This window comes from Sphingobacterium sp. LRF_L2 (assembly GCF_965644235.1).
In the GTDB taxonomy this organism is placed as follows: Bacteria; Bacteroidota; Bacteroidia; order Sphingobacteriales; family Sphingobacteriaceae; genus Sphingobacterium.
The window spans coordinates 274,521-296,028 of the sequence record NZ_CBFFRI010000009.1 but is presented as its reverse complement, the minus strand read 5'-3'; the positions used below and the strand labels follow the sequence as shown (position 1 = coordinate 296,028).

Annotated in this window: 24 protein-coding genes; 11 read left to right on the top strand and 13 right to left on the bottom strand. The window is 37.6% G+C overall.

All coding sequences use genetic code 11. The features are described 5' to 3' along the window. Nucleotides 1-301: 301 nt before the first annotated feature. Complete coding sequence (locus tag ACSZOX_RS18770) at nucleotides 302-2,170, bottom strand: CocE/NonD family hydrolase (protein ID WP_437921722.1); 1,869 nt, start codon at nucleotides 2,168-2,170, stop codon at nucleotides 302-304. A 139-nt stretch (nucleotides 2,171-2,309) separates the two neighbouring features. On the opposite strand from ACSZOX_RS18770, the gene ACSZOX_RS18765 reads away from it, so the two are divergent. Genes ACSZOX_RS18765 through ACSZOX_RS18750 form a run of 4 tightly spaced genes read left to right on the top strand, consistent with a single transcriptional unit; the run spans nucleotide 2,310 to nucleotide 4,439 of the window. Beyond that, nucleotides 2,310-2,825 (top strand): RNA polymerase sigma factor, encoded by a 516-nt coding sequence (locus ACSZOX_RS18765; protein WP_437921721.1) that lies wholly within the window; start codon nucleotides 2,310-2,312, stop codon nucleotides 2,823-2,825. Further along, entirely contained in the window at nucleotides 2,791-3,447 is a 657-nt protein-coding gene (locus ACSZOX_RS18760) for a hypothetical protein (protein WP_437921720.1), read from the top strand. Before ACSZOX_RS18765 ends, ACSZOX_RS18760 begins: the two co-directional genes overlap by 35 nt. Nucleotides 3,448-3,456: 9 nt before the next feature. Continuing rightward, on the top strand, nucleotides 3,457-3,930 hold the full coding sequence (locus ACSZOX_RS18755; protein ID WP_437921719.1) for a DUF4252 domain-containing protein: 474 nt from the start codon (nucleotides 3,457-3,459) through the stop codon (nucleotides 3,928-3,930). Between the two features lie 2 nt (nucleotides 3,931-3,932). Next, on the top strand, nucleotides 3,933-4,439 hold the full coding sequence (locus tag ACSZOX_RS18750) for a DUF4252 domain-containing protein (protein ID WP_437921718.1): 507 nt from the start codon (nucleotides 3,933-3,935) through the stop codon (nucleotides 4,437-4,439). Between the two features lie 155 nt (nucleotides 4,440-4,594). Here the strand turns inward: ACSZOX_RS18750 and sucD are convergent, their stop codons facing one another. Continuing rightward, nucleotides 4,595-5,467, bottom strand: a complete 873-nt coding sequence (gene sucD, locus ACSZOX_RS18745; RefSeq protein WP_437921717.1) for a succinate--CoA ligase subunit alpha — start codon at nucleotides 5,465-5,467, stop codon at nucleotides 4,595-4,597. A gap of 81 nt (nucleotides 5,468-5,548) precedes the next feature. After that, complete coding sequence (locus ACSZOX_RS18740; RefSeq protein ID WP_437921716.1) at nucleotides 5,549-6,082, bottom strand: RNA methyltransferase; 534 nt, start codon at nucleotides 6,080-6,082, stop codon at nucleotides 5,549-5,551. 166 nt (nucleotides 6,083-6,248) lie between these two features. Between ACSZOX_RS18740 and rpsT the strand changes: the two genes are divergently transcribed. Further along, complete coding sequence (gene rpsT, locus ACSZOX_RS18735; RefSeq protein ID WP_437921715.1) at nucleotides 6,249-6,503, top strand: 30S ribosomal protein S20; 255 nt, start codon at nucleotides 6,249-6,251, stop codon at nucleotides 6,501-6,503. 114 nt (nucleotides 6,504-6,617) lie between these two features. On the opposite strand, the gene ACSZOX_RS18730 is transcribed toward rpsT, so the two are convergent. After that, nucleotides 6,618-7,460 carry a 3-keto-disaccharide hydrolase gene (locus ACSZOX_RS18730; RefSeq protein WP_437921714.1) on the bottom strand — a complete coding sequence of 281 codons (843 nt, stop codon included), beginning with the start codon at nucleotides 7,458-7,460 and terminating at the stop codon, nucleotides 6,618-6,620. Nucleotides 7,461-7,475: 15 nt separating this feature from the next. Then, nucleotides 7,476-8,291, bottom strand: coding sequence for an AraC family transcriptional regulator (locus ACSZOX_RS18725; RefSeq protein WP_437921713.1), 816 nt, complete (start codon nucleotides 8,289-8,291; stop codon nucleotides 7,476-7,478). A 324-nt stretch (nucleotides 8,292-8,615) separates the two neighbouring features. On the opposite strand from ACSZOX_RS18725, the gene ACSZOX_RS18720 reads away from it, so the two are divergent. Then, nucleotides 8,616-10,115, top strand: coding sequence for a succinate CoA transferase (locus tag ACSZOX_RS18720; protein WP_437921712.1), 1,500 nt, complete (start codon nucleotides 8,616-8,618; stop codon nucleotides 10,113-10,115). Between the two features lie 54 nt (nucleotides 10,116-10,169). Here ACSZOX_RS18720 and gldG read toward each other — a convergent pair whose 3' ends face one another. The 7 genes from gldG to ACSZOX_RS18685 all read right to left on the bottom strand — a co-directional run bounded on the left by gldG (nucleotide 10,170) and on the right by ACSZOX_RS18685 (nucleotide 17,221). Next, entirely contained in the window at nucleotides 10,170-12,509 is a 2,340-nt protein-coding gene (gene gldG, locus ACSZOX_RS18715; protein ID WP_437921711.1) for a gliding motility-associated ABC transporter substrate-binding protein GldG, read from the bottom strand. Between the two features lie 161 nt (nucleotides 12,510-12,670). After that, nucleotides 12,671-13,249, bottom strand: a complete 579-nt coding sequence (locus tag ACSZOX_RS18710; protein ID WP_437921710.1) for a hypothetical protein — start codon at nucleotides 13,247-13,249, stop codon at nucleotides 12,671-12,673. 55 nt (nucleotides 13,250-13,304) lie between these two features. Further along, nucleotides 13,305-14,012, bottom strand: a complete 708-nt coding sequence (locus tag ACSZOX_RS18705) for an ATP-binding cassette domain-containing protein (RefSeq protein ID WP_437921709.1) — start codon at nucleotides 14,010-14,012, stop codon at nucleotides 13,305-13,307. 1 nt (nucleotide 14,013) lies between these two features. Beyond that, nucleotides 14,014-14,961, bottom strand: a complete 948-nt coding sequence (locus tag ACSZOX_RS18700; RefSeq protein ID WP_437921708.1) for a glycerophosphodiester phosphodiesterase family protein — start codon at nucleotides 14,959-14,961, stop codon at nucleotides 14,014-14,016. Next, nucleotides 14,945-15,472: a shikimate kinase gene (locus tag ACSZOX_RS18695; protein WP_437921707.1), complete on the bottom strand. Its 528-nt coding sequence runs from the start codon at nucleotides 15,470-15,472 to the stop codon at nucleotides 14,945-14,947. The genes ACSZOX_RS18700 and ACSZOX_RS18695 overlap by 17 nt, the downstream gene beginning before the upstream one ends. Beyond that, nucleotides 15,469-16,668, bottom strand: a complete 1,200-nt coding sequence (locus tag ACSZOX_RS18690; protein ID WP_437921706.1) for a BT_3928 family protein — start codon at nucleotides 16,666-16,668, stop codon at nucleotides 15,469-15,471. Before ACSZOX_RS18690 ends, ACSZOX_RS18695 begins: the two co-directional genes overlap by 4 nt. A gap of 4 nt (nucleotides 16,669-16,672) precedes the next feature. Then, a complete protein-coding gene (locus ACSZOX_RS18685) occupies nucleotides 16,673-17,221 on the bottom strand; it encodes a DUF1599 domain-containing protein (RefSeq protein ID WP_437921705.1) in 549 nt (182 codons plus the stop codon). Between the two features lie 116 nt (nucleotides 17,222-17,337). Here ACSZOX_RS18685 and ACSZOX_RS18680 point away from each other — a divergent pair, with 116 nt between their 5' ends. Genes ACSZOX_RS18680 through cysM form a run of 5 tightly spaced genes read left to right on the top strand, consistent with a single transcriptional unit; the run spans nucleotide 17,338 to nucleotide 20,775 of the window. Beyond that, entirely contained in the window at nucleotides 17,338-17,892 is a 555-nt protein-coding gene (locus ACSZOX_RS18680) for a DUF4269 domain-containing protein (protein ID WP_437921704.1), read from the top strand. After that, the gene (locus tag ACSZOX_RS18675) at nucleotides 17,879-18,676 is read left to right on the top strand and encodes a HipA family kinase (protein ID WP_437921703.1); all 798 of its coding nucleotides are present in this window, start codon (nucleotides 17,879-17,881) and stop codon (nucleotides 18,674-18,676) included. The genes ACSZOX_RS18680 and ACSZOX_RS18675 overlap by 14 nt, the downstream gene beginning before the upstream one ends. After that, complete coding sequence (locus tag ACSZOX_RS18670; RefSeq protein WP_437921702.1) at nucleotides 18,654-19,037, top strand: DUF3037 domain-containing protein; 384 nt, start codon at nucleotides 18,654-18,656, stop codon at nucleotides 19,035-19,037. Before ACSZOX_RS18675 ends, ACSZOX_RS18670 begins: the two co-directional genes overlap by 23 nt. Nucleotides 19,038-19,093: 56 nt before the next feature. Beyond that, nucleotides 19,094-19,903: a serine O-acetyltransferase EpsC gene (gene epsC, locus ACSZOX_RS18665; protein WP_437921701.1), complete on the top strand. Its 810-nt coding sequence runs from the start codon at nucleotides 19,094-19,096 to the stop codon at nucleotides 19,901-19,903. Beyond that, nucleotides 19,903-20,775 (top strand): cysteine synthase CysM, encoded by an 873-nt coding sequence (cysM, locus tag ACSZOX_RS18660; protein ID WP_437921700.1) that lies wholly within the window; start codon nucleotides 19,903-19,905, stop codon nucleotides 20,773-20,775. Before epsC ends, cysM begins: the two co-directional genes overlap by 1 nt. A gap of 33 nt (nucleotides 20,776-20,808) precedes the next feature. Here the strand turns inward: cysM and ACSZOX_RS18655 are convergent, their stop codons facing one another. Further along, the gene (locus tag ACSZOX_RS18655; RefSeq protein WP_437921699.1) at nucleotides 20,809-21,498 is read right to left on the bottom strand and encodes a hypothetical protein; all 690 of its coding nucleotides are present in this window, start codon (nucleotides 21,496-21,498) and stop codon (nucleotides 20,809-20,811) included. Nucleotides 21,499-21,508 lie beyond the last annotated feature (10 nt).

The following is a 21,508-nucleotide window of genomic DNA, read 5'->3' as shown; positions in this document are numbered from 1 at the left end:
GGTGGGAGAGTAGGTCGGTGCCTAATTTTATACAGGCCCCTTCAGTGATAACTGGAGGGGCCTTTTTTATGTAAACATATTCTACCACAACGCTACCGAACAAGATCCTAAATTTTATATCTCTACTTAGATCCCCGTTTTTCCGAATTACTTGTATCCATTAAGGTTATTTTTATTATACGCCGTATCTGTCGCTATGGATGCATTCAATGCTAGTACGAGAGAAGGCTTCTGAATGAGAAGCCTCCTTATTCTTATTAGAACTTTTTACTTGTTGGATTTCAAGTTTTTACCACATTGATTAACGAGTAATTAGCGTTTTGAAGACAATGTTACTGGCACTTTCTTTAGAGAAATATAACGTATGTTGGTTTTTGATAAAATCCTCAGCTTTTGCTTGATAGATATCCATAAATTGGTTCGGGTTACGATCTACAAGAGGAAACCACGAATGCTGTATTTGAATCATCATCTTATGCCCTTTTTTAAAGGTGTGTGCTACGTCGGGGAGTCTTACTGTAACGTTTGTTTTTTCATTAGGAACGAATGGTATAGGCTTGCTATAGTTGTCCCTAAATTTACCGCGTAAGACTTCTCCTCTTACAAGCATTTGATAGTTTTGCATAATAACGTCTTCTTTCGATGCAGAGATCGCGGAAGAGCTATCGGGATAGACATCAATAACTTTGACGATAAAATCGGCATCGGTGCCACTCATGGAAACGACGAGATTTGCCTCTACTGGCCCAACAATGGTCATATCTTCCTCCAACGCTTTTGTTTGGAAAACGACAACATCTGGTCGATTTGACACAAATCGTTGGTCTGCGATCATATATTCGCGTGTACGATCTGTAATAATTCCATCTTGGAAAGGTACGGGTTTTTCGGGGTCACTTGTATATTGTATCTGTACGTCTTTCGTTTCCCCCTTATGGTCTGTTAATCCTCCTTGTGACGTTAAATAAAGTGTTTTTATCTCAGCTTCGCGTGGCGGCCACTGTGTGAATTGGCGCCATTGGTTGGATCCGGTAATATAGATAGTGGCTTCAGATGGATGAAAACTTCCTTTGTTTTTTAAATAATATTCGAAGAAAGGTAATTCAATTTGTTCCCGATAATATCTGCCGGTTTTCTCTCCAAATTTGATGTCTCCGAAGTTGTCTCCATCAGAACGTACCCAACCACCATGATACCAAGGGCCAGCGACGAGTATATTATTGTTTTTTTTACTTTTTTTCTCTATCTGTTGGTATGTTTCAAAAGTACCATAAGCATCTTCTGCGTCAAAGAACCCACCAACGACCATGACAGCAGGTTTGATATTGCCAAGATGTTCTGTTATGGTACGGCTTGTCCAAAAAGTATCTCTTATGCTATGTTTCGCCAGATCATCCCAAAATTTGACCGTATGGCCTAAGTAGGTAGACTTTAGTCCCGAAAGCGTTGGGTTTTTGAGGAAAAAACGGTAATAGTCTCTGTCTTTTAGCTGGAAACCAGTTGGACCATTTTCGTTTGTTACTGGCTTGTCACGCGGAGCATCAAAAGTATACATAAACCGAAATGCATCCATGAGAAATAGTGCACCCCCATGATGAAAATCGTCACCAATAAACCAATCTGTAACTGGAGCTTGGGGCGAAACCGCTTTGAGCGCAGGATGTGTTTCTATTAAACTTGCCGTAGAATAGAATCCGGGATAAGAGATGCCATAAATGCCAACGTTGCCGTTGTTATTCTGTATGTTTTTTACCAGCCAATCTATGGTGTCATAAGTATCTGTACTTTCATCTATGGTTTGGTTGTTTGCTTTGGAGCGGGTAGGGCGTATGTTTTCGTATATCCCTTCACTCATCCATTTCCCTCGTACATCTTGGTAGACAAAGATGTACCCTGCTTTAGTCATTTCCGGAAAATTTCCGAGATAAGATTTTACCTTATTCTCTCCATAAGGAGCAACGGTATAAGGTGTCCGATTAAGAAGTATGGGGTATTTTTGCTTTTGGTCCTTAGGAATATATATCGATGTAAATAGCTGGACGCCATCCCGCATCGTGATATATTTTTCGATTTTGCTGTAATTTTTTTTTACATATTCTTCGTTTACTTCCTGGCTATAAACGAGGAGTGTGAGTAGTAAGAAAAATGATGTGATAAGAAATTTATTCATGCCTAAAAAATTGGAGTTTTGTAATCGGAATTTAAGTTACATAAAATGTTGTTAGTGCTTCTATAAACATTTTTAAAAAAAATGAAATTTGTATGTAATATTTTAGCAGAGTTAATTGTCTTCCTATTAAATGAGCCAAATGAATCAAGATACGTTTAAGAATACGGTATTTGTTTTTAAAGACAAGATGTATCGCTTTGCAAAGAGTATCCTAACAGATTCGGATGAAGCTTATGATTTGGTGCAGGAAGTAATGATGAAGCTTTGGCAAATGCGTGATGAACTTATGCGTATTGGTAATATAGAAGCATTTGCTATGCGCTGTGTGCGCAACGATGCCATGAACAAGATAAAACGAACCAAGATTGTTCAATTGTATCATAACACATTGGTTGAAGAGGTGGAGGGCGAAAGATATCCATCGCTAACAAAGGAACTGATAGAACAGCTGATTAATAAGCTGCCAGAGAAACAACAATTGGTGATGCATTTGAGGGATATTGAGGAATATGAAATAAGTGAAATATGTGAAGTGACGCTAATGGAAGAAAATGCGGTTCGGGTAAACCTGATGCGAGCTAGACAAAAAATTAGAGGACAACTGCAGAAGATTTTTGACTATGAAAAAAGACAAATTAAAGGAATCGGAAGATAGATATTGGAAAGGAACTTCGTCTTTAAAGGACGAACTTGAACTTAAGCAGAATGCCGATTCAAATTATTTTAACGGTCTGCATCAGCTATCGAATGAAAGAGTGGATATGGATTTTGAAGACTTTCTGACTAATATCGATTTGAGGGATAAAAAAGTATCCCCAAAGAAAGGTAAGGAAAGAGTGATTTACAACTTACTTTATTATGTAGCCGCTGTCGTCTTAATCATTAGTGCTTTTTTATTTTTCGAACCATTTAAGGCCGATAATCAGGCCACAATACGTCCGCAATTTGCCGAGGTAAAACTTATACCGAAATCAAGTAAATCATTAAGCGAGAGCATTGCAGTGCAAAATGCAGATAGAGAAACGGATAAGCTCATTGTACATGCAATCCCAAATAGATTGTCGAAGAAAAGAGAAAAGCAGATTATAGAGGGAGAAAAAGAGATAGCTGGGGAAAGTGATGCGATTGAATCCTTTGTAATGGTAAACGGTAAACCTATCCAGGATGAGGTGGAAGCAGAGGAAATTGTTTTGGCTTCCTTAAAACTTATAACGACAAACCTTTATGAGGGAAAAGAAGCTATAGAGAAAGTAAAATATATTCATGTAGAACTTTAAATAACAAAAATGAAAGCAATATTAACCATAGCATTGTTGCTGTTATCGATAATAGCAGATGCACAAGTTTCCAAATTAGATAAGATTTTTGATACCTATCAAGAGGCTAAAGGTGTGACATCTATCAAAATCGGAAAACCTATGTTCAACATGATTAATAAATTGAATTTAGGTGATGAAGAAATGGGCCAAATTAAACCCTTACTGACAAAGATTAATTCTATTAAAATGCTTATCGTGGAAGAAGATTCTGTATTGAATGTGCAGCGTGAAGTTAAAAATGCTTTCGCTAATATAAACTATGAGGAACTTATGGCGATACATAGCGATGGTAGCCGAATTAAGTTTTTGGCAGAAAAGACGGAGAACGATATCGTAAAAAATCTGCTGTTGGACATTTCGGCTGATGGGAGTACCATTTTTATGATCTTAGACGGAACAATACATTATGAAGACATTAATAACTTGGTTAAGGAGAAATAAATATGGTAAAGCTATATCAATTCACATTTTGTGTCGTTTTAATTGTTCTGATTCAGTCCTGCTATGTAAGACAGAACTCCAACATGAGCTTCGTTAACCGTTCGATTGCTGGACATGAAGCCGAAATTGTTTCTATTAAAATACCGATGTTCTTGGTGAAGCCGTTTTTAGTGAAGGAATTGCAGAATGATGATGAAACGCTACGTTTAGCTATGCGCAAGATAAAAAGTGTAAAACTCACCACTTTATCTAATACGGAAGATAACGGCCGCATTCAGGAAAACTTTAAGAAATTTCTAAAAGAAGAAGACATGGAAGAATATGCAAGTATTATTAGTGATGGGGATCGGATTAGCGTGAATGCGCAAATGAAAAAGGATAAGATACGAAGATTGATGCTAGGAGTTTCTTCTGAGGAGGGTGAACATGTATTTATTGAGGTTAAAGGAAATTTTTCTATAGATGATATTGCGAATGCGATCAATTCTTATGAGAGCAAGAAAAAATAAGAACATCGCCTGATGATAATCTATTGCTGCTCAAGATAACAAGATCCGGTACCATATGTTGATATTGTATGATTGAAGGAGTTAATAATGGTTATTATAATAAAAAAAGCTCGAAGATTACTTCGAGCTTTTTTTATTATAGGAATTAATAAAAACTATTTTGCTAATTCTTCTGCAATTGCAACTCCGATTTCTGCAGGAGATTCAACTACACGTATACCGCACTCACGCATGATTTTCATCTTAGCAGCTGCTGTATCATCAGCACCGCCAACGATAGCTCCAGCATGGCCCATACGACGTCCCGGAGGCGCTGTTTGGCCTGCAATAAATCCTACGACCGGTTTTGTTCCAAATTCTTTAATCCAATGAGCTGCCTCAGCTTCCATTCCACCGCCGATTTCACCAATCATGATGATACCTTCAGTCTCAGGGTCATTCATTAATAGCTCTACAGCTTCTTTTGTTGTGGTTCCAATGATAGGGTCTCCACCGATACCGATTGCTGTTGTAATACCTAAACCTGCTTTTACAGTTTGGTCTACAGCCTCATATGTTAAAGTTCCAGATTTGGAAACAATGCCGACTTTACCTTTTTTGAAGATAAAACCAGGCATAATACCAATTTTAGCCTCCTCAGCTGTAATGATACCTGGGCAGTTAGGTCCAATTAAACGAGATTTTTTGTCGCTCAAGTAAGATTTCACTTGAATCATATCTTTAGTAGGGATACCTTCTGTGATGCAGACAATAACTTCAATTCCTGATTGAGCAGCCTCCATGATAGCGTCAGCGGCAAATGCAGGTGGAACGAAAATTATTGAAACGTTGGCACCTGTTGCTTCCACAGCATCTTGTACAGAGTTGAACACGGGACGGTCTAGGTGTGATTGTCCACCTTTTCCTGGAGTGACACCACCCACAACGTTCGTTCCATACTCAATCATTTGAGAAGCGTGATAAGTACCTTCATTTCCGGTAAAACCTTGTACGATTACCTTTGAATCTTTATTTACTAATACACTCATTTTTTCTGTTTTTTTGCAAAGCAAATCTACTATTTTGCAATGACTTCTAAAAATTAAGCTTGCGCTAAATCGGGCTTTTTTTTATAAAAGCTTTAACCGTTGAACAAAATGCCAGAGCACGATACCGATAGTCACCGATACGTTGAAAGAATGCTTGGTGCCAAACTGTGGAATTTCAATGCAAGCATCTATTTTTTGCATGATTTCTTCTGACACGCCATGGACTTCATTCCCAAAAACGAAAGCATATTTTTGGTTGGAATCTACCTCAAATTTCTGGAGCTGAATGCTGTCTTGAGCTTGCTCTATTGCTACGATGGTATATCCTTCGTCCTTTAATTGTGCAATGGCATTGTTCGTATGTTCTACGTACTCCCAGGTGACCGATTGCGTCGCACCTAAAGCTGTCTTTTCAATTTCACGGTGAGGTGGAGTAGCTGTGATACCACATAGGATCACCTTTTCTATAGCAAATCCATCCGCAGTTCGAAAAGAAGAGCCCACATTGTGCATACTTCTTACATTATCCAAAACAATTACCACAGGGGTCTTATCTTGTGTTTTGAAGGACTCAATGTCAATTCGGTTTAATTGATCCATTGATAATTTTTGCATACTAATCTATTCTATTAAAAAGTACAAAACTAAACATTAAAATTTAGAACAGGGAATCGCTATTTCAGCTTGTTTCGTATTTTTTTAAAATAGATTTTGATTATTGAAAATAACGTGTTATTTTTGCAGTCCGAAACTAGATATAGAAAAAAAATTAGCTAAGAAAATGGCAAATCATAAATCAGCGATAAAAAGAATTAGAGCAAACGCAGCGAAGCGCTTAAGAAACCGTTACCAAGCAAAAACTACTCGTAACGCAATTAAAAAATTACGCAATACAACGAATGCTGAAGAAGCAAAAACGTTGTTGCCAAGAGTTGTTTCTATGCTTGATCGTTTGGCTAAGAAGAATGTTATTCACAAGAGAAAAGCTTCTAACAACAAGTCTAAGTTGACTAAGTTTGTTGCTAAGTTAGCATAAGCTTTCTTAATCTCGATGATATTAGGGGTGTTTTTATAAACATCCCTTTTCTTGTATTCTAAAAATTCTTCAAAAAAAAGATGTAACCACTACGGTTACATCTTTTTCTTTTGGCTATAGCAATTCCTTAATAACATTCTCAAGTTGATTTTTGTCTTTTTTGTAAGGAGACAAATCATATAGCTCCACTTTTCTGAAGTCAATGGGATGACTCTCACTCTGTAAATAGATGTAACCTTGCTCTAACAATTTGCCATCTGGCTTTTGCTTAGGATCGAAATTCTCTACATTTCCGCCACCTATCTGTGGTTTTGCGTATTCTAATACCACATTTCCATCGAGTATGTGTCTGATAATTGAATCCCCTAATACTAAAAATTCAGCTGTCACCCATTGATCACCATGATAGGTTTTTGATGTAGAACTTGTGCAATGTGGTGTGAAAAGTTCTTGATTTAAAACAACATTGGTTCCTGGAGTACAGAGGTTAGAAGTAGTACGTGCATCTGTTCCATTTCCGCCTAAAAACTGTCCTTCTATAGAAATGGGAAAATCCTGATCTCTCAACATAGTTTTAGGATCCTGTCCATGTAACATTGCACCGCTATTACGCCATGCCCAACCTTCTCCTCCTTTTACTTGTTCACCTACAAAACGATACTCTACCCGTAGTAGATAGTAACTGTATGGCGTGTTATAGGCTAGATGTCCATATTGCTGATTAAAATCATCGTAACCATCATAACGTACTTTTAAAAGTCCGTCTTCAACACGATATGTGTTGGCGTAGTTGTCACCTGTTTCGTGTAGTCTGATTTTTGGAGTCCAATTCTTGATATCTTTACCATTGAAAAGTTGGATGGGCTTAGGGATATTAGAGTCAGATTTTTTTGTTTGTGCTGTACAATTGAAAAGAAAGATTCCTGCTGCTAATACGGACAAAAATGTGGCTTTCATGCGTTTGGTTTAAGGTTAAAATAATAAATTCTTGTTTTTGATATATTCACTAGGTCGTACCCCAATAATTTTGTTAAATGTATTACTAAAAGTTGGTAGACTGCTATAGCCTACTTTCATTGCAACTTCATTAACGCTTAGCTTATCATCAAGTAAAAGTTTTAATGCAGTAAGCATACGCAAGATAGTATAATATTGGATAAATGACATGTTTAATTCGCGTTGAAATAAACGGGCTAACGTGCGTTCACTAACATCAAAAGCACTTGCTAATTTTTTAAAACTTATATTCTCATCGATGCGATGTTCTAGATAGCGAACAATTTCTTTAAGCTTGTCATGTTTCGGATAGGGTAAAGCAAGAGGGAGTTCTGTTTGAGAAATCTCCGGTAATACAAGTTTGAATGCTTTTGCAATTGAAAATTTAGGTTCTTCTACTGGAAATATATTACCAGTCCATCGATTCGTAAACATAATGAACTCAATCAAAAAATCGTTTACCGGATAGATATTGACTTTGTCGAAAAAAGGAGTATCTGTCTCAAATTTCGGAAAATATAAATTACGCATCACAACCTCCGGGCTACTCGGGTGTATGCTATGGCGTACACCTCCAGGAATCCAGATATAGTGTCTAGCTGGAAGAAAGTAAGACTTTTCGTCCGTACGTAGAAATACAATTCCGCCTTCAGTATAAAGGAACTGTCCCTTTTCATGTGTATGTTCTGATATAAAGCTTTCTCCCATCATAGCATGATGACAATATATGCTGTCTTCGAATGAATCTACCTCCGTCATATAATATTTGTCAACATACATTTTTCTTTCCATAACTATATATTTTGTTGTGTGTATAAATTTCTTGTTTTTTAATGAGATAACCAAGAAAGTGAGTGTTTGCTCACGGTTTTGGTAGGTTAATTCTTGCTTTAAGTAAGTCCTAACTCATTTATTTTTAGTGTAAGTTTCTGACTTTCAGTTTGTTTTTGATTTTTTTATGTTTATGGAGGCGTTGTAAACTTTTGATTTTTAGGTTTTTGTACTGCTTTTTGAATTTCGTGATAATAATATGGCTATAAACAATAAAAAGGGGCGCGAAAATATGCCTAATATTGCTTATCTTACTCTGTAACCTTTAAGTATTAGGAAGTTAACATGGATATGACTTACGATAGAATTAAATTAGAAAAATTAAAAGATAAAGTGATGTCGGCACAACAAGCCGTTCTTTTTTTTGAGAATGATATGGTTGTAGGCGCTAGTGGATTTACCAAGGCCGGCGACAGTAAGGTTGTTTTGGAAGCTTTGGCGGAACGGGCTAAGACAGAGACGTTAAAAGTAACTTTGATGACCGGAGCCTCTTTAGGCCATGATACCGATGGGAAGTTGGCCGAAGCAGGTGCTTTAAAGAAACGTATGCCCTTTCAAGTGGATAGAATTCTTCGAAATAAGATCAATGCCGGGGAGGTCTTGTTTATTGATCAACATCTTAGTGAAAGTGCTGAACTTCTTCATAATAAAAATCTGCCTCCTGTTGATATTGCAGTAATTGAAGTTGCCTACATCGATAGAGACGGTAGTTTGGTTCCCACGACTTCAGTAGGTAATTCCGCTACTTTTGCAGAGTTGGCAGAAAAGGTAATCGTTGAAATCAATACAGCCATTCCTATGGAGGTATATGGATTACATGATATTTATAAAGCAGAAGATTATCCGCATCGAAATGTTATTCCTATCGTAGCACCTTGGAATAAGATTGGTCGTAAATCTATTCCTGTTAATCCGGACAAGATTGTTGGTATTGTTTTTACGGATAAAAAAGATAGTCCAGCTGACATTGCGGAACCGGATCAAAAAACAGAGGCGATAGCAATGCATATTTTGAAGTTTTTTGAAAATGAAGTCCACTTGGGACATTTGACGGATAGATTGTTGCCTTTACAAGCTGGGATTGGCAAGGTTGCAAACGCCGTACTTACAGGTTTTAAACATAGTAATTTTTATGATTTGACTATGTTTTCTGAAGTTCTTCAGGATAGCACATTCGATCTTATTGATGCGGGCAAACTTTCTTTTGCTTCGGCTTCTTCCATTACAGTATCAGCGGAATGTTATGAACGTGTTTTTGGAAATTTACAAAAGTACAAGGATAAAATTGTGTTGAGACCACAGAATATATCCAATACGCCAGGTCTTATACGTCGCTTAGGCATCATTGCCATCAATACGGCAATAGAGTTTGATATTTATGGTAACGTGAATTCTACACATATTGCAGGTTCTAAAATAATGAACGGTATTGGGGGATCTGGTGATTTTGCCCGTAATGCATACCTGAGCATTTTTGTTACACAGGCGGCGTCAAAAAATAACAGTATCTCGCATGTCTTACCAATGGTTTCTCATGTTGACCATACCGAGCATGATGTCGATATCCTAGTTACTGATATTGGGTTGGCCGATCTTAGAGGTTTAGCGCCAAGAGAGCGCGCACAGAAAATTATAGATAACTGTGTGCATCCAGATTTTAAAGAAGAATTGCAGTCCTATTTTGATAGAGCCTGTGTTCGAGGAGGACATACGCCACACTTGTTGGAAGAGGCATTTAATTGGCATATTCGATTGGCACAAACAGGGTCAATGAAGAAGAATTGATAAAAGAGAGTAATGAACTTTCTTCATACGAGAAAGTTCATTACTCTTTATATGTTAACCGTATTTACGGCGTCTGTACACTTGCTGAATAAAGGCACAGAGCAATAAAATGAGTAGTGGCATTCCTATATTTATTATTTGCCAAAAACGTTTATCTTCTTTGGTTTTGACGGGATTCAATAGCCTCATTTTTACTTCTCTATTTCTTAGATTTATTAGAGACTCATCGTTGAGAAGAAAGTCAACCATGTTCATTAATAATGTCTTGTTTGCAAATTGTCTTTCTGTGTAGCGATCCCATCCTAATGGATAAGGTGATTGATCTTTCGAGGCTATTTGGTTGGTTAGCCAGTCACCGTCCCCAACTACGATCATTTTTGCATTTTTGTGAATATTGCTTAGATCTTCTGGGGTTTGGATTCCATTGGGTACTGGACGGTTTTCGAAAAGGTAAGGAAATTCCCCCTCTAATAAGACAGCAATAGGCAGTGGGGTTCCTTGAAATTGTTTAGGATCTGGATTTTGTTCTACCATCTGGAGGTCTATTTCCGCTGCCGTGTTAAAAACTTTTACATATGGCGAAGAACTTAAAAGAACTTCTTTTTTTATAGCGGGGGATCGTATCGTATCTATAGAGCTTATAAATTCAGTTTTAATACCATCAAGATTTTTTAAGATGGGATTGGTAGATTGTGGCATCAATATGGGATGAAAATACCAAGGAACAAGTTCTATCTGTGGATTTTCTGTACCATTTAAGGTGATTGGTATTTGATTACAGTTAAGATCTGCGATTAAGTTGTAATTAATTCGAATCCCATATAAAAAGAGTTGATCATCGAGGTTTAGAGACCGACCAATGATCGGTTGACGCCCGAAATTACGTAGATGATCCATGTCAGCATCGATTTGATCGATAGCCCAAACAACATTTCCTCCGTGACGGATAAAGTAATCTAATTTATATTTTTCCTTTTCAGTAAACGCTTTTTTTGGTTTTACAATGAAAATTAACTTTAGCTGCTGTAAAGATTCGTTGGTTGCGATGTCGAGGTTTACGCGTCCTACTTGATTGCCATCTGTTAAACTGTGCATAGCATCATAAAGCTCAAGATCGCTGGGTTCTCCATGCCCCTCGGTAAAACCTATAAAACCAACATCTTTCTTCGTTACTTTCTGGATACCAGATATTAATGCATACTCAAGATTTTGGATGGAGTTGTTTAACGACTCTTCAGCATTAGTCCCCATTTTTTGCTGTAGCAGGTTAATTGTGATTTCCTGCTCGCCGCATTGTAGAACGGCTGATGGAAATATCAATTTTTGGCTAAGCCCATTGTTGGTCTTTACTTGTAAGTTTGTGGGATAAATGCCTCGGTTGATGAGTGCTTGAGTAAACGCTTTTTGCTCTTCGTCACTTCCTGCTAATGGATTTATCTGTACAAATTGAAGATTTCCTTTGGCATATGATTTAAGATCGTTTAGGATGTTTATGGTAGATTGTTTTAAGCGGTTAAAGCCGCTTGGTAGATTGCCGTCAAGGAAAACCGTAATATAAACTGGATCTTCGAGTTTTTTGAGCGTTTCTTTGCTGTAGTCTGACAAGGTGAATCTCTTATCTTCTGTGAAGTCAATTCTTCCTAAAAGATTTTGAGGAACTATATTATTCAATAAGAAATAGACGATAAGTGCGATACCGTACCCTACCAAGGTAACCTGACGCCTCCGAGAGGTACGCCATGTGTGGCCTATTGTAAAAAGTATAAATAAGCCTATGACCGAGAGAAAATAGATAAGGTCTCCTGCTATAAGTACGCCACGGCTAATGCTATCGTAATGGTTTTGAATTCCAAGTGTTTGTATAAATTCTCCATTACGAAAAAAATCACTACTGTTTCCAATCGCTTCAAAGCCGTAGTAGGCAAAGAATGTGGCAAATACACCTAATAAAAATGCGATAACAACATTTTTTGTTAAACTAGAGCAAAATATGCTGATTGCACTGTAACTGGCAGCCAACAACATTAAACCAAGATAAGATCCAATGAGCGCTCCAATATCTATATTACCCTCGGGATAAGCAAGTATATATAAACTTAAGACATAGATCAGAGTTGGTAATAGAATCAGAAATGCAATGCAAACTACGCCCAAATATTTTCCCATGATAATATAGAATGGCGAGATTGGACGACTTAGTAAAAGTATGAATGTACCGTCTGCTTTTTCGCCAGCAACCGCTTTCATGGAAATCGCTGGTATTAGAAAAATAAACAAATAAGGGCCTAGATAAAAAAAAACGTCTAAGCTGGCATAGCCATTCTCTAAAATAGAAGTGTCTGGAAAGATCCATAGCAATAATCCATTGATCACGAGAAAAATGGCAATTGCCAAATAGCCAATTAAAGAGTTGAAAAAAGAAGAAATTTCTTTCCTAAATATAGTAACCAAGATTGTTTGATTTTGTTGTTCCGAAATTAAGAAATAGATTCTAGGAAAGCAAGAAGGCACTTTCTTTCTTGAAAGTGCCTTCTTCTTGACGACTTGTTTTTATATTATCTTTTTCCGGGAAGGTATATTTGAAAACCTAAGCCTACACCCAATCCTGTGGCTTTATCGCCAAGGTTTACATTTGCCTTACTGTAGTTATAACCAAGAATTGCTTCTAGTGCTACAGTTTGTGTGATAAAATGGGCGTATCCTACGTTTGCTCCGATTGCTAGTGAAACATCATTACCACCCGAACTTCCCGCTATACCGATGTCCCCCTGAGTGAAAAACCTGCTCGAGGAAGTTGCACCTCCCGGGAAGTAGTAACGTACGAATGGTGCAATACCATAATTCCATTCGTTATCTTCATCTTTAACTGCGAGGAGGCCTAAAGTCGCCTGTGTTCCGATGGCTAAACCATCGCTCACAAAATAGCCTGCACGGGGTTGTATCTGAATATTGAATGCTTTACCTTCAAAACTGTATCCAATATTTCCTATACTTCCACCTACCATCCAGTTGCCTTGCTTTATCGGCGTTAAGCCTACATTGGCGGATGTTTGAGGAACTGTTTCTACTTTTTGTGCATGAGCTGAAAAGGTCAAACCTCCCAGCAAAGCTAAAAAACATGTAAAATTTTTCATATGATCAGTGTTAAAGTACTACCATAAGAACATAGATGTAGAAAAAAAGTTTGTTTTATAACGTATACTTTACAAAAATATCTTCTAAAGATTTATCAGGATATAAATTTTTCATCTCTTGGAAATCGAAGTGAACTCTTATTTCTCCTTGGTCTATGATAATAATCTCATCACAAATTGCCTCAACTTCCTGCAAAAGATGTGTGGAAATTAATACAGTTTTATGGGAACCTAATGATTTTATCAGTGACCTAATTTCTAAAATTTGATTAGGATCTAGCCCTGATGTGGGTTCATCTAGAATAAGAACTTTTGGATCGTGTAGGATTGCTAAGGCAAGGCCTAGCCGCTGTTTGAATCCTTTTGATAGTTCACGAACTTTCTTGTGTTGTTCAGTTTCCAATCCTGTTTCAGCGACAACTTCTCGGATTCGTTGTGCTTTATTTTTTATTTTGTGTATGTCTGCTTCGAACGAAAGAATTTCTAGGACATACATATCAAGATATAGTGGATTGTCTTCTGGAAGATACCCTATTATCTTCTTTGCTGTAATCGGTTCCTGATGTATATCTATACCGCGTACGCTATATGTGCCTTCGTTGGCTTGTAACACTCCCGCTAGAATTTTCATTGTTGTGGATTTTCCAGCGCCGTTTGGCCCTAGAAATCCTACAACACTGTTTTCTTTCGTTTTGAAAGTAATGTTATTTAATGCTTTTTGAGATCCATATCGCTTGGTAAGTTTAGCTACTTCTATAGACATTTTAGTTGATGTATGGAGAGGCGAGCTCTCTTTTATTGATATAATATTCTAAAGACTTTGCTGCTTGGATAGGACGATCAGTGCTTAGTATGTCGGCCCCTTGATCGATTAATTCACTATAAAGCTGTTCACCTCTTACTATAGCCTGTTTATCAATATTGCCCATTGTTCCAAGAATACATAATATACCGTGTTGATGCAGCAGATCCGTAATTTTATTATCGGGTTTATTAGTTCCTATAAATGCGACAAGCCTGGTGTCCGGAACATCGCGGTCATTTAGCCTGAGTAAATCTTCTGGATTTTTAATTGAGGCTGAAATCATAAGATCGGGAGCCAAGTTATGGACTAAGGCCGCTTGGTCAGCACTGTATGTTATGATAACTACGTAAGCTTCGGCTTTTGTTTTTCGAATGGCATCAATCACCATATGGTATGGCACATTCTTTTTTACATCTAGTGTAAAAATCACTTTACCGATTCCCCAAGATAGGGCCTCTTCAAGGGTTGGTATTCTATGATTCGTAACGTTTCCTGCTTTATCTTTCAAATAAAGGTTTTTTATTTCGTCGAGGTTGTGCTTACTGATCCGGTCCTTTCCAGTTGATGTTCTGTTGAGGGTTTCGTCATGCATCAATATGAGTGCTGAATCTTTGGTGAGCGAAATATCACATTCTATAATCGCTGGGGTTTTGTAGGCTACACGTTGAAAAGTTTCAATGGCATTCTCCGGATAGTCGATGTCAGCCCCGCCACGATGTGCGCTGATAAGTGGTACTCGTTTCTCCGAATATGTTAAAAAACGATACAAATCATCTACACTTGTGAAGTTGAAAACCTGATTGTGATTGCTGACATGGACAAGATCAGTAGCTGTATTACTACGAAAGCAACTGTTAAAGCATATAATAACAGCAAAAAGGAGAATACAATTAAAGATCTTCAACATAGTAATTTTGAATCGATTTTTCCAACTCTTCTAACGAGGTGTTGAGTTGATCTATTTGCAAATGAGCACGTTGATAGAATGGCTCTCTTTCGCTTAGTTTCTGCTCAATAAATTGCAGTAGTGCCTCCCCTTGAAGTCCTTGTAAAGCTGGCCGCTTTGCAACATTCGATTGATGTAATCTGGCGTAAAGAGCCTTTGGTGTTAAATACAAGTAAACCGCTAGCCCATTCGTTAGAATCCATTCCATGTTATCAAAATAACAGGGACTTCCTCCTCCTGTAGAGACTACAATGTTTTTGTGAATTTGTTCTTGTAGAACATTACGTTCTAATTCCCGGAATTTAGCTTCGCCAAATTGAACAAAATACTCCGGAATTGTCATTCCTACGCGTTCGACGATGAGATGGTCTAAATCAACAAACTTTCGTTGTAAGTGGTTGGCGAGCTTTTTTCCCAAGGTCGTTTTCCCACTTCCCATAAATCCGACTAAGAAGATTGGTTTATCTGTCATTTTGCTAAGTATTCTTCTTCTAGCTCTTCTTTAGAAGGAAAAGTAATTTTTGACCATTTCTTAATTACCACGCCATTTTGTAATAATAGAACTCCTGGATTTGAGCGTACCATACTTTTCAAAGGAATAGCGTCTGCATAAAACGTTTCCAAGACCAAATCCATTTCTTCATTAAGACCTACGGCAGTTTGCGAAGAACTCGCTGTTAGTAATACCGCTCGAAGGTTGTAATCTGCAGAAAGATCGCGGATTGTACTATTGATTCTATCTAGTGCGATAATGTCTGCGGTGGACATCTTATCAACATAGGTGCTCACGACGACAAAATTATAATATGGGTTCGTTATTATTTCTTGTGTGACATCATTGCCGTCGGCATCTGAAATAAGTAAATCCGTAATAGGAATCTGATAGCCTTTCTTTATAAGTTTTGAAGTTGGCTCACCGATAACCTCCCAATTTTCATCTTCCCAGATACCGTTCATGTATTCTTTGTCCGTTACTTTTTTGGATTCTCCTGTGGCTTTATTCTTTATTTCATAGATATACTCATAGATGTCACCTTGTTCTCCTTCCGGTAAAACCATCAATTCAGGGATGTTATTACCTTCCTTATAAGGAAGAAAGTCTATCAATGGTAAAAAATATACGGTATATATGCCAATACCAAAGGATAAAAGTACAATGACTGTGCTCAATAGACTCGCGGCAGTTCCCTTTTTGAGGAGTGGTGAGATACGAGAACGGTTTTTAAAGATGATTAAAATAAAAAGTAATAAAACAAGATCCTTAATAAAGGATTGCCATGGTGTGAGGGGAATAGCATCACCGAAACATCCGCAGGACGTCACGACTTCAAAGAATGCAGAGTAAAAAGTTAAAAATGTAAAGAATAGAATGAGTAATAGTAAACCCCAAGCTACGTTTTTTTTGTAAAAGCCTAAGAGTAAGAACGCGCCTAATATAATTTCAAAACCACAGATAATAACAGCGATCCAAGTGCTGTAGTCATTTAGAAAGTCGGTATGGAAAACATGAAAATATTCTTGTAATTTGTATCCAAAGCCTGTAGGATCATTGGCTTTTATAAAACCTGAAAATATAAAAAGTAGACCCACAAATATTCGACTAAAGCTTAGAATTGCATCTATTGGCTTTATTTTTTGTTTGCGTGTAGGGGTAAAATTTGTTTCCATCTCTTTAATTTTGTTCAGCAAGTCCTAATTTAATTAATGCAAATACCGCATAATTAAGCATGTCTTGGTAATTGGCTTTTAACCCTTCAGAAATCAACGTTTGTCCGTCGTTGTCTTCGATTTGTTTTACACGGTGGAGCTTCATCAGTATGAGATCTGTCAACGATGTTATACGCATATCGCGCCAAGCTTCTCCATAGTCATGGTTTTTGGCGAACATAAGTTCCCTAGTTTCTTCCGTTTTTGCTGTATAAACTTTTTCTACAGTAGCATAATCTAGGTTTTCTCCCTCGTTGTGGATCAAATCAAGCTGTATCATGGCGATGACACAATAGTTGACGATCCCTATGTATTCGTCTAATACACCTTCTCCGACTTTAGAAATCTTCTTTACTTCTAATGTGCGAATACGTTGAGCTTTAATGTAAATTTGATCCGTAATCGAGGAGGGACGCATAATCCGCCAAGCTGTTCCGTAATCTTTTGTTTTCTTTAGAAATAAATCTTTGCAGTAATTGATTACGCTATTGTATTCAGCGGCTGTATTTATCATAGTGTCTTTTTGTTCTCTTTTTATTGTCTTACAAATATAATTAGAATATGTTTACTAGAAAGGTCACAAAATTGAACAATTTGATATGTGCGAAAAATATTTCCGTTATTTGAAGGATGAAATCGTCAGTTGGAGAGCACTTTGATGATATAGGCTATTTAGCGCTTGGAACATCTATGCAGCAAATGGCCTATAACGTCTTGGTAAAATATGACCTTTTATTGAATTTGGAAGCATATGATGCCATCCTAGTTGGAACCGTACCCCTTGACATTGCTATAGCCTCAAGTGATTTGGATATAGTTTGTTATGTTGAGGATTTTTCATCTTTTACTGCTCTTGTACATGAGAAATTTGCCAATTATCCGGCTTTTTGTATAACTAATCATTGGATTGATGGAGAGTTTACGGTGTTGGTGAATTTTAGATTGGAGATGTTTGAAATTGAAATATTTGGACAATTTATTCCTGTTAAGAAACAAAACGGTTTTATGCATATGTTGAAAGAATATGAAATTCTGACAATGTATGGACAGGAGTTTAAAGAGAAAGTGATAGCTTTAAAAAGAGCTGGAGTGAAAACAGAACCCGCTTTTGCCAAATTATTGGGCATTAGTGGTGATCCCTATAGTGGATTACTTAAATACAAAATAACGAATGAAGAATTTTAAGCCGGAAATACGTGATGTACAGGTTGTCCGTTATGTCCAACCTTTTCGTGAAGGAGGTTCCTTGCCAGGTCTGGTCGACGCGGATGATGGATTCAGTTATGTGCTTAAATTCCGGGGAGCGGGTCAGGGAAAGAAAGCTCTTGTTGCGGAATTAATAGGAGGAGAGCTGGCCCGGTTTTTAGGATTGCGCATGCCAGAGATGGTATTCGCCGAATTGGATGAATCGTTTGCTCGCACAGAACCTGATGAAGAGATACAGGATTTATTACGTTTTTCTGTCGGAAAGAATTTGGGGGTGCATTTTCTCAATGGAGCAATTACATTTGACGCAAATGTGGATGAAATTCAGTCGGAAGAAGCATCTAAAATCGTTTGGTTGGATGCTCTTTTGATGAATGTGGATAGAACGGTCCGAAATACAAATATGTTAATTTGGCATAAGGAATTGTGGCTTATAGATCATGGTGCTTCATTGTATTTTCATCATTCTTGGGACAATTGGCAAGAACAATCTAAGAAACCCTTTGTGCAGATCAAAGATCATGTATTATTAAGATACGCTAGCGAAGTAGAAAAAATAGATGAACAATATAAAACATTGTTTACTGAAGACAATCTTTGGAATGTTTTGAATATTGTTCCCGATGAATGGTTGATCGAAGAAGGGAGAGATCTGGAACCTAATGAGGTACGTCAGGTATATGTTTCCTTTTTGAAAGAGCGGATTTTGAATTCTACAACATTTGTAAAGCAAATTGAAAATGAGCGAAAGAACGGTTTATGAGTATGCTGTTATACGGGTGGTTCCTAGGGTAGAAAGAGAGGAATTTCTTAATGTTGGAGTCGCATTGTATTGTAAGAAACAACGGTATGCAGCGGTTAAATTTTTTATAGATGCAAACAAATGTAGAGCTATCGATCCCGATATAGATCTTGCATTAATTTTGGCACATTTGGATTCTTTCCAGCAAATTTGTGCTGGAGATAAGAAAGCAGGTAAATTAGCATTATTGGAGCAGGCCGAGCGTTTTCGTTGGCTTACAGCTAAAAGAAGTACATTGATTCAATGTTCTCCGATTCATCCGGGACTATGTTTTTCGGCAGATGAGACCCATCAAGAATTATTTGAAAAGTTAGTTCTATAGAGATAGTAGTTTTTTTAAATAGTAATCTTAAATTTGACGCATCGAGAGAAAGAAAAATGGATAATTTTTACCAACATATTTATCAAAAGCAGCTAGAGGTACAAGATATGCCGAGCAATACACGAATTGCCGATTGGGCGATGCATGTGCTCCATTTGTTATTTCCGGAGCGTAGTTCATCTAATTTCCAAAATGTGGAGGACGTACGTAAAGCTTTTGAGGAGGCCGAAGAAGAATTGCTTGAGTTATTGCAAAAAACAAAGGCATGTTCACATTGCGATAATAAACGAATTGCTCGCCTCTTTTTTGAAGAACTTCCTGTTATTTATGAGATAATGTTGACGGATGCCCAAGCTATCATGAATGGCGATCCCGCAGCTCGGAGTTTACGTGAGGTTATTCGCACCTATCCGGGTTTTACGGCGATTTGTGTCTACAGGATTGCACATCAATTGTGGCAAGAACAGGTTCCTTTGATTCCTCGTATTTTGACGGAGCATGCGCATTCTAAAACAGGAATAGATATCCATCCAGGAGCCCGAATAGGAAGATATCTCTACATAGATCATGGAACGGGATTGGTCATTGGCGAAACTTGTATTATAGGAAATAATGTGAAACTTTATCAGGGTGTGACGTTGGGGGCCTTAAGTGTAGAAAAAGATATGGCGAATACACAACGTCATCCAATTATTGAAGATGATGTTATTATATATGCTGGAGCGACTATTCTAGGAGGACAAACCGTCATTGGTCATCACTCCATCATAGGCGGAAATGTGTGGTTGACGTCTAGTGTTGATCCTTATACCACTGTTTATCATCAACCCAATTCTAAATTTATAGACACTAAACCTCTTGTGTAATGGCAAACTTAATAGACACTATCGGTAATACACCTCTGGTCGAAATCCAAGGTTTTCATAATAACCCTAAGGTTAAGATTTTAGCCAAAATGGAAGGCAATAATCCTGCGGGATCGGTCAAAGATCGGGCAGCATTAAATATGATTCGTTCAGCATTAGAAAGGGGTGAAATTTCAAAAGAGACGAAACTGATAGAAGCTACTTCGGGTAATACAGGGATTGCACTAGCCATGATTGCTGGGTTGTATGGTTTAGATTTAGAATTGGTCATGCCTTCGACTTCCACGCGTGAGAGAACATTGACTATGGAAGCCTATGGTGCAAAGGTCACATTGCTCGAAAGTATGGAAATATGTAGGGATTATGCGGAGGAAAAGGCGGCTAGCGGAGCATATTTTATTCTCAACCAATTTTCCAATCCCGATAATTATCGAGCACATATTAAAACTACCGGACCTGAGATCTGGCGTGATACCGATGGCGGTATTACACACTTTGTGAGTGCTATGGGGACTACTGGTACTATTATGGGCTGTTCTATGTTTCTCAAAGAAAAAAATGCGGACATCCAAATTGTGGGTTGTCAACCAACTGAAGAATCGTCGATTCCGGGAATTCGTCGTTGGCCAGAGGAGTATCTACCTAAGATTTTTGATGTTTCCCGTGTTGACCGTGTTATAGATATCGCACAAAGTGATGCAACAAAACGAGCAAGAGATCTAGTGAAAAAAGCCGGTATATTCGCAGGAATGAGTACTGGAGGAGCATTTCATGCGGCATTGCAATTAGCGGATGAGTTGGACGAAGGGGTTATTGTGTTTATTGCTTGTGATCGAGGTGATAGGTACTTAAGTTCTGATCTTTTTGGTTAATCACTTTATTACTATAATAAATAGATATAGAGACTAATAAGGATCTCTACTCCAGATCTCGTAAATTGGGGCACCCTTTGAACTCAAACCACTGTGGTGCCATTGACTGTTTTCTATTTTTCCATTGAACGTTAGATCTGATCCAATCCGTGTATTGTCTCGAGAAAAGAATAAGAGGTATTCTTTGTAGCTTCCATTGTTGAAGATATATTTACCACCACCAGTTCCGTAGAATCCTTTTGTAGCAGGGTTGATGGCTATCCATTGAAAATAACCGTCAACCAGAAGTTTTATTGTCTTCCTCGATCCTTTAGAAATGGATTCGATATGGTCTTGTTGTTTACGACCGCTTATGCGCCAAGTACCATCTAATTCTTGGGGATGATGAGGAACCTTATTCCAAATAAGGCCATTGGCTTGTTCAAAATTATTGCCAACTGCTTTTAGAGGTAGACTGTACGTTTTGCCAACTTGATTACTGTCTGCATCGGCATATTCAACATGTAGTTCGAGTTGACCATTTGTATAAGTAAAAGGTCCTCCAAAAGTCGATACATAAGATTTTTCGGTGTAGGTAGTTTGCGAGCAATATCCGTCGATAAATAGCCAAAGATGTTCTGTGTTTCCTTCTTTTGATGTGAATGCACCTTTTAGATCGATGGGTTGGCTGTATAATACAGGGATTATACAACTGATAAAAACTAAAACAAATATGCTTTTCATTGATTTATTA

Coding starts and splice junctions, on each gene's coding strand:
- ACSZOX_RS18770 (WP_437921722.1), bottom strand. CDS start 2,170: ATGAATAAATTTCTTATCACATCATTTTTCTTACTACTCACACTCCTC.
- ACSZOX_RS18765 (WP_437921721.1), top strand. CDS start 2,310: ATGAATCAAGATACGTTTAAGAATACGGTATTTGTTTTTAAAGACAAG.
- ACSZOX_RS18760 (WP_437921720.1), top strand. CDS start 2,791: ATGAAAAAAGACAAATTAAAGGAATCGGAAGATAGATATTGGAAAGGA.
- ACSZOX_RS18755 (WP_437921719.1), top strand. CDS start 3,457: ATGAAAGCAATATTAACCATAGCATTGTTGCTGTTATCGATAATAGCA.
- ACSZOX_RS18750 (WP_437921718.1), top strand. CDS start 3,933: ATGGTAAAGCTATATCAATTCACATTTTGTGTCGTTTTAATTGTTCTG.
- sucD (WP_437921717.1), bottom strand. CDS start 5,467: ATGAGTGTATTAGTAAATAAAGATTCAAAGGTAATCGTACAAGGTTTT.
- ACSZOX_RS18740 (WP_437921716.1), bottom strand. CDS start 6,082: ATGCAAAAATTATCAATGGATCAATTAAACCGAATTGACATTGAGTCC.
- rpsT (WP_437921715.1), top strand. CDS start 6,249: ATGGCAAATCATAAATCAGCGATAAAAAGAATTAGAGCAAACGCAGCG.
- ACSZOX_RS18730 (WP_437921714.1), bottom strand. CDS start 7,460: ATGAAAGCCACATTTTTGTCCGTATTAGCAGCAGGAATCTTTCTTTTC.
- ACSZOX_RS18725 (WP_437921713.1), bottom strand. CDS start 8,291: ATGGAAAGAAAAATGTATGTTGACAAATATTATATGACGGAGGTAGAT.
- ACSZOX_RS18720 (WP_437921712.1), top strand. CDS start 8,616: ATGGATATGACTTACGATAGAATTAAATTAGAAAAATTAAAAGATAAA.
- ACSZOX_RS18710 (WP_437921710.1), bottom strand. CDS start 13,249: ATGAAAAATTTTACATGTTTTTTAGCTTTGCTGGGAGGTTTGACCTTT.
- ACSZOX_RS18705 (WP_437921709.1), bottom strand. CDS start 14,012: ATGTCTATAGAAGTAGCTAAACTTACCAAGCGATATGGATCTCAAAAA.
- ACSZOX_RS18700 (WP_437921708.1), bottom strand. CDS start 14,961: ATGTTGAAGATCTTTAATTGTATTCTCCTTTTTGCTGTTATTATATGC.
- ACSZOX_RS18695 (WP_437921707.1), bottom strand. CDS start 15,472: ATGACAGATAAACCAATCTTCTTAGTCGGATTTATGGGAAGTGGGAAA.
- ACSZOX_RS18690 (WP_437921706.1), bottom strand. CDS start 16,668: ATGGAAACAAATTTTACCCCTACACGCAAACAAAAAATAAAGCCAATA.
- ACSZOX_RS18685 (WP_437921705.1), bottom strand. CDS start 17,221: ATGATAAATACAGCCGCTGAATACAATAGCGTAATCAATTACTGCAAA.
- ACSZOX_RS18680 (WP_437921704.1), top strand. CDS start 17,338: ATGAAATCGTCAGTTGGAGAGCACTTTGATGATATAGGCTATTTAGCG.
- ACSZOX_RS18675 (WP_437921703.1), top strand. CDS start 17,879: ATGAAGAATTTTAAGCCGGAAATACGTGATGTACAGGTTGTCCGTTAT.
- ACSZOX_RS18670 (WP_437921702.1), top strand. CDS start 18,654: ATGAGCGAAAGAACGGTTTATGAGTATGCTGTTATACGGGTGGTTCCT.
- epsC (WP_437921701.1), top strand. CDS start 19,094: ATGGATAATTTTTACCAACATATTTATCAAAAGCAGCTAGAGGTACAA.
- cysM (WP_437921700.1), top strand. CDS start 19,903: ATGGCAAACTTAATAGACACTATCGGTAATACACCTCTGGTCGAAATC.
- ACSZOX_RS18655 (WP_437921699.1), bottom strand. CDS start 21,498: ATGAAAAGCATATTTGTTTTAGTTTTTATCAGTTGTATAATCCCTGTA.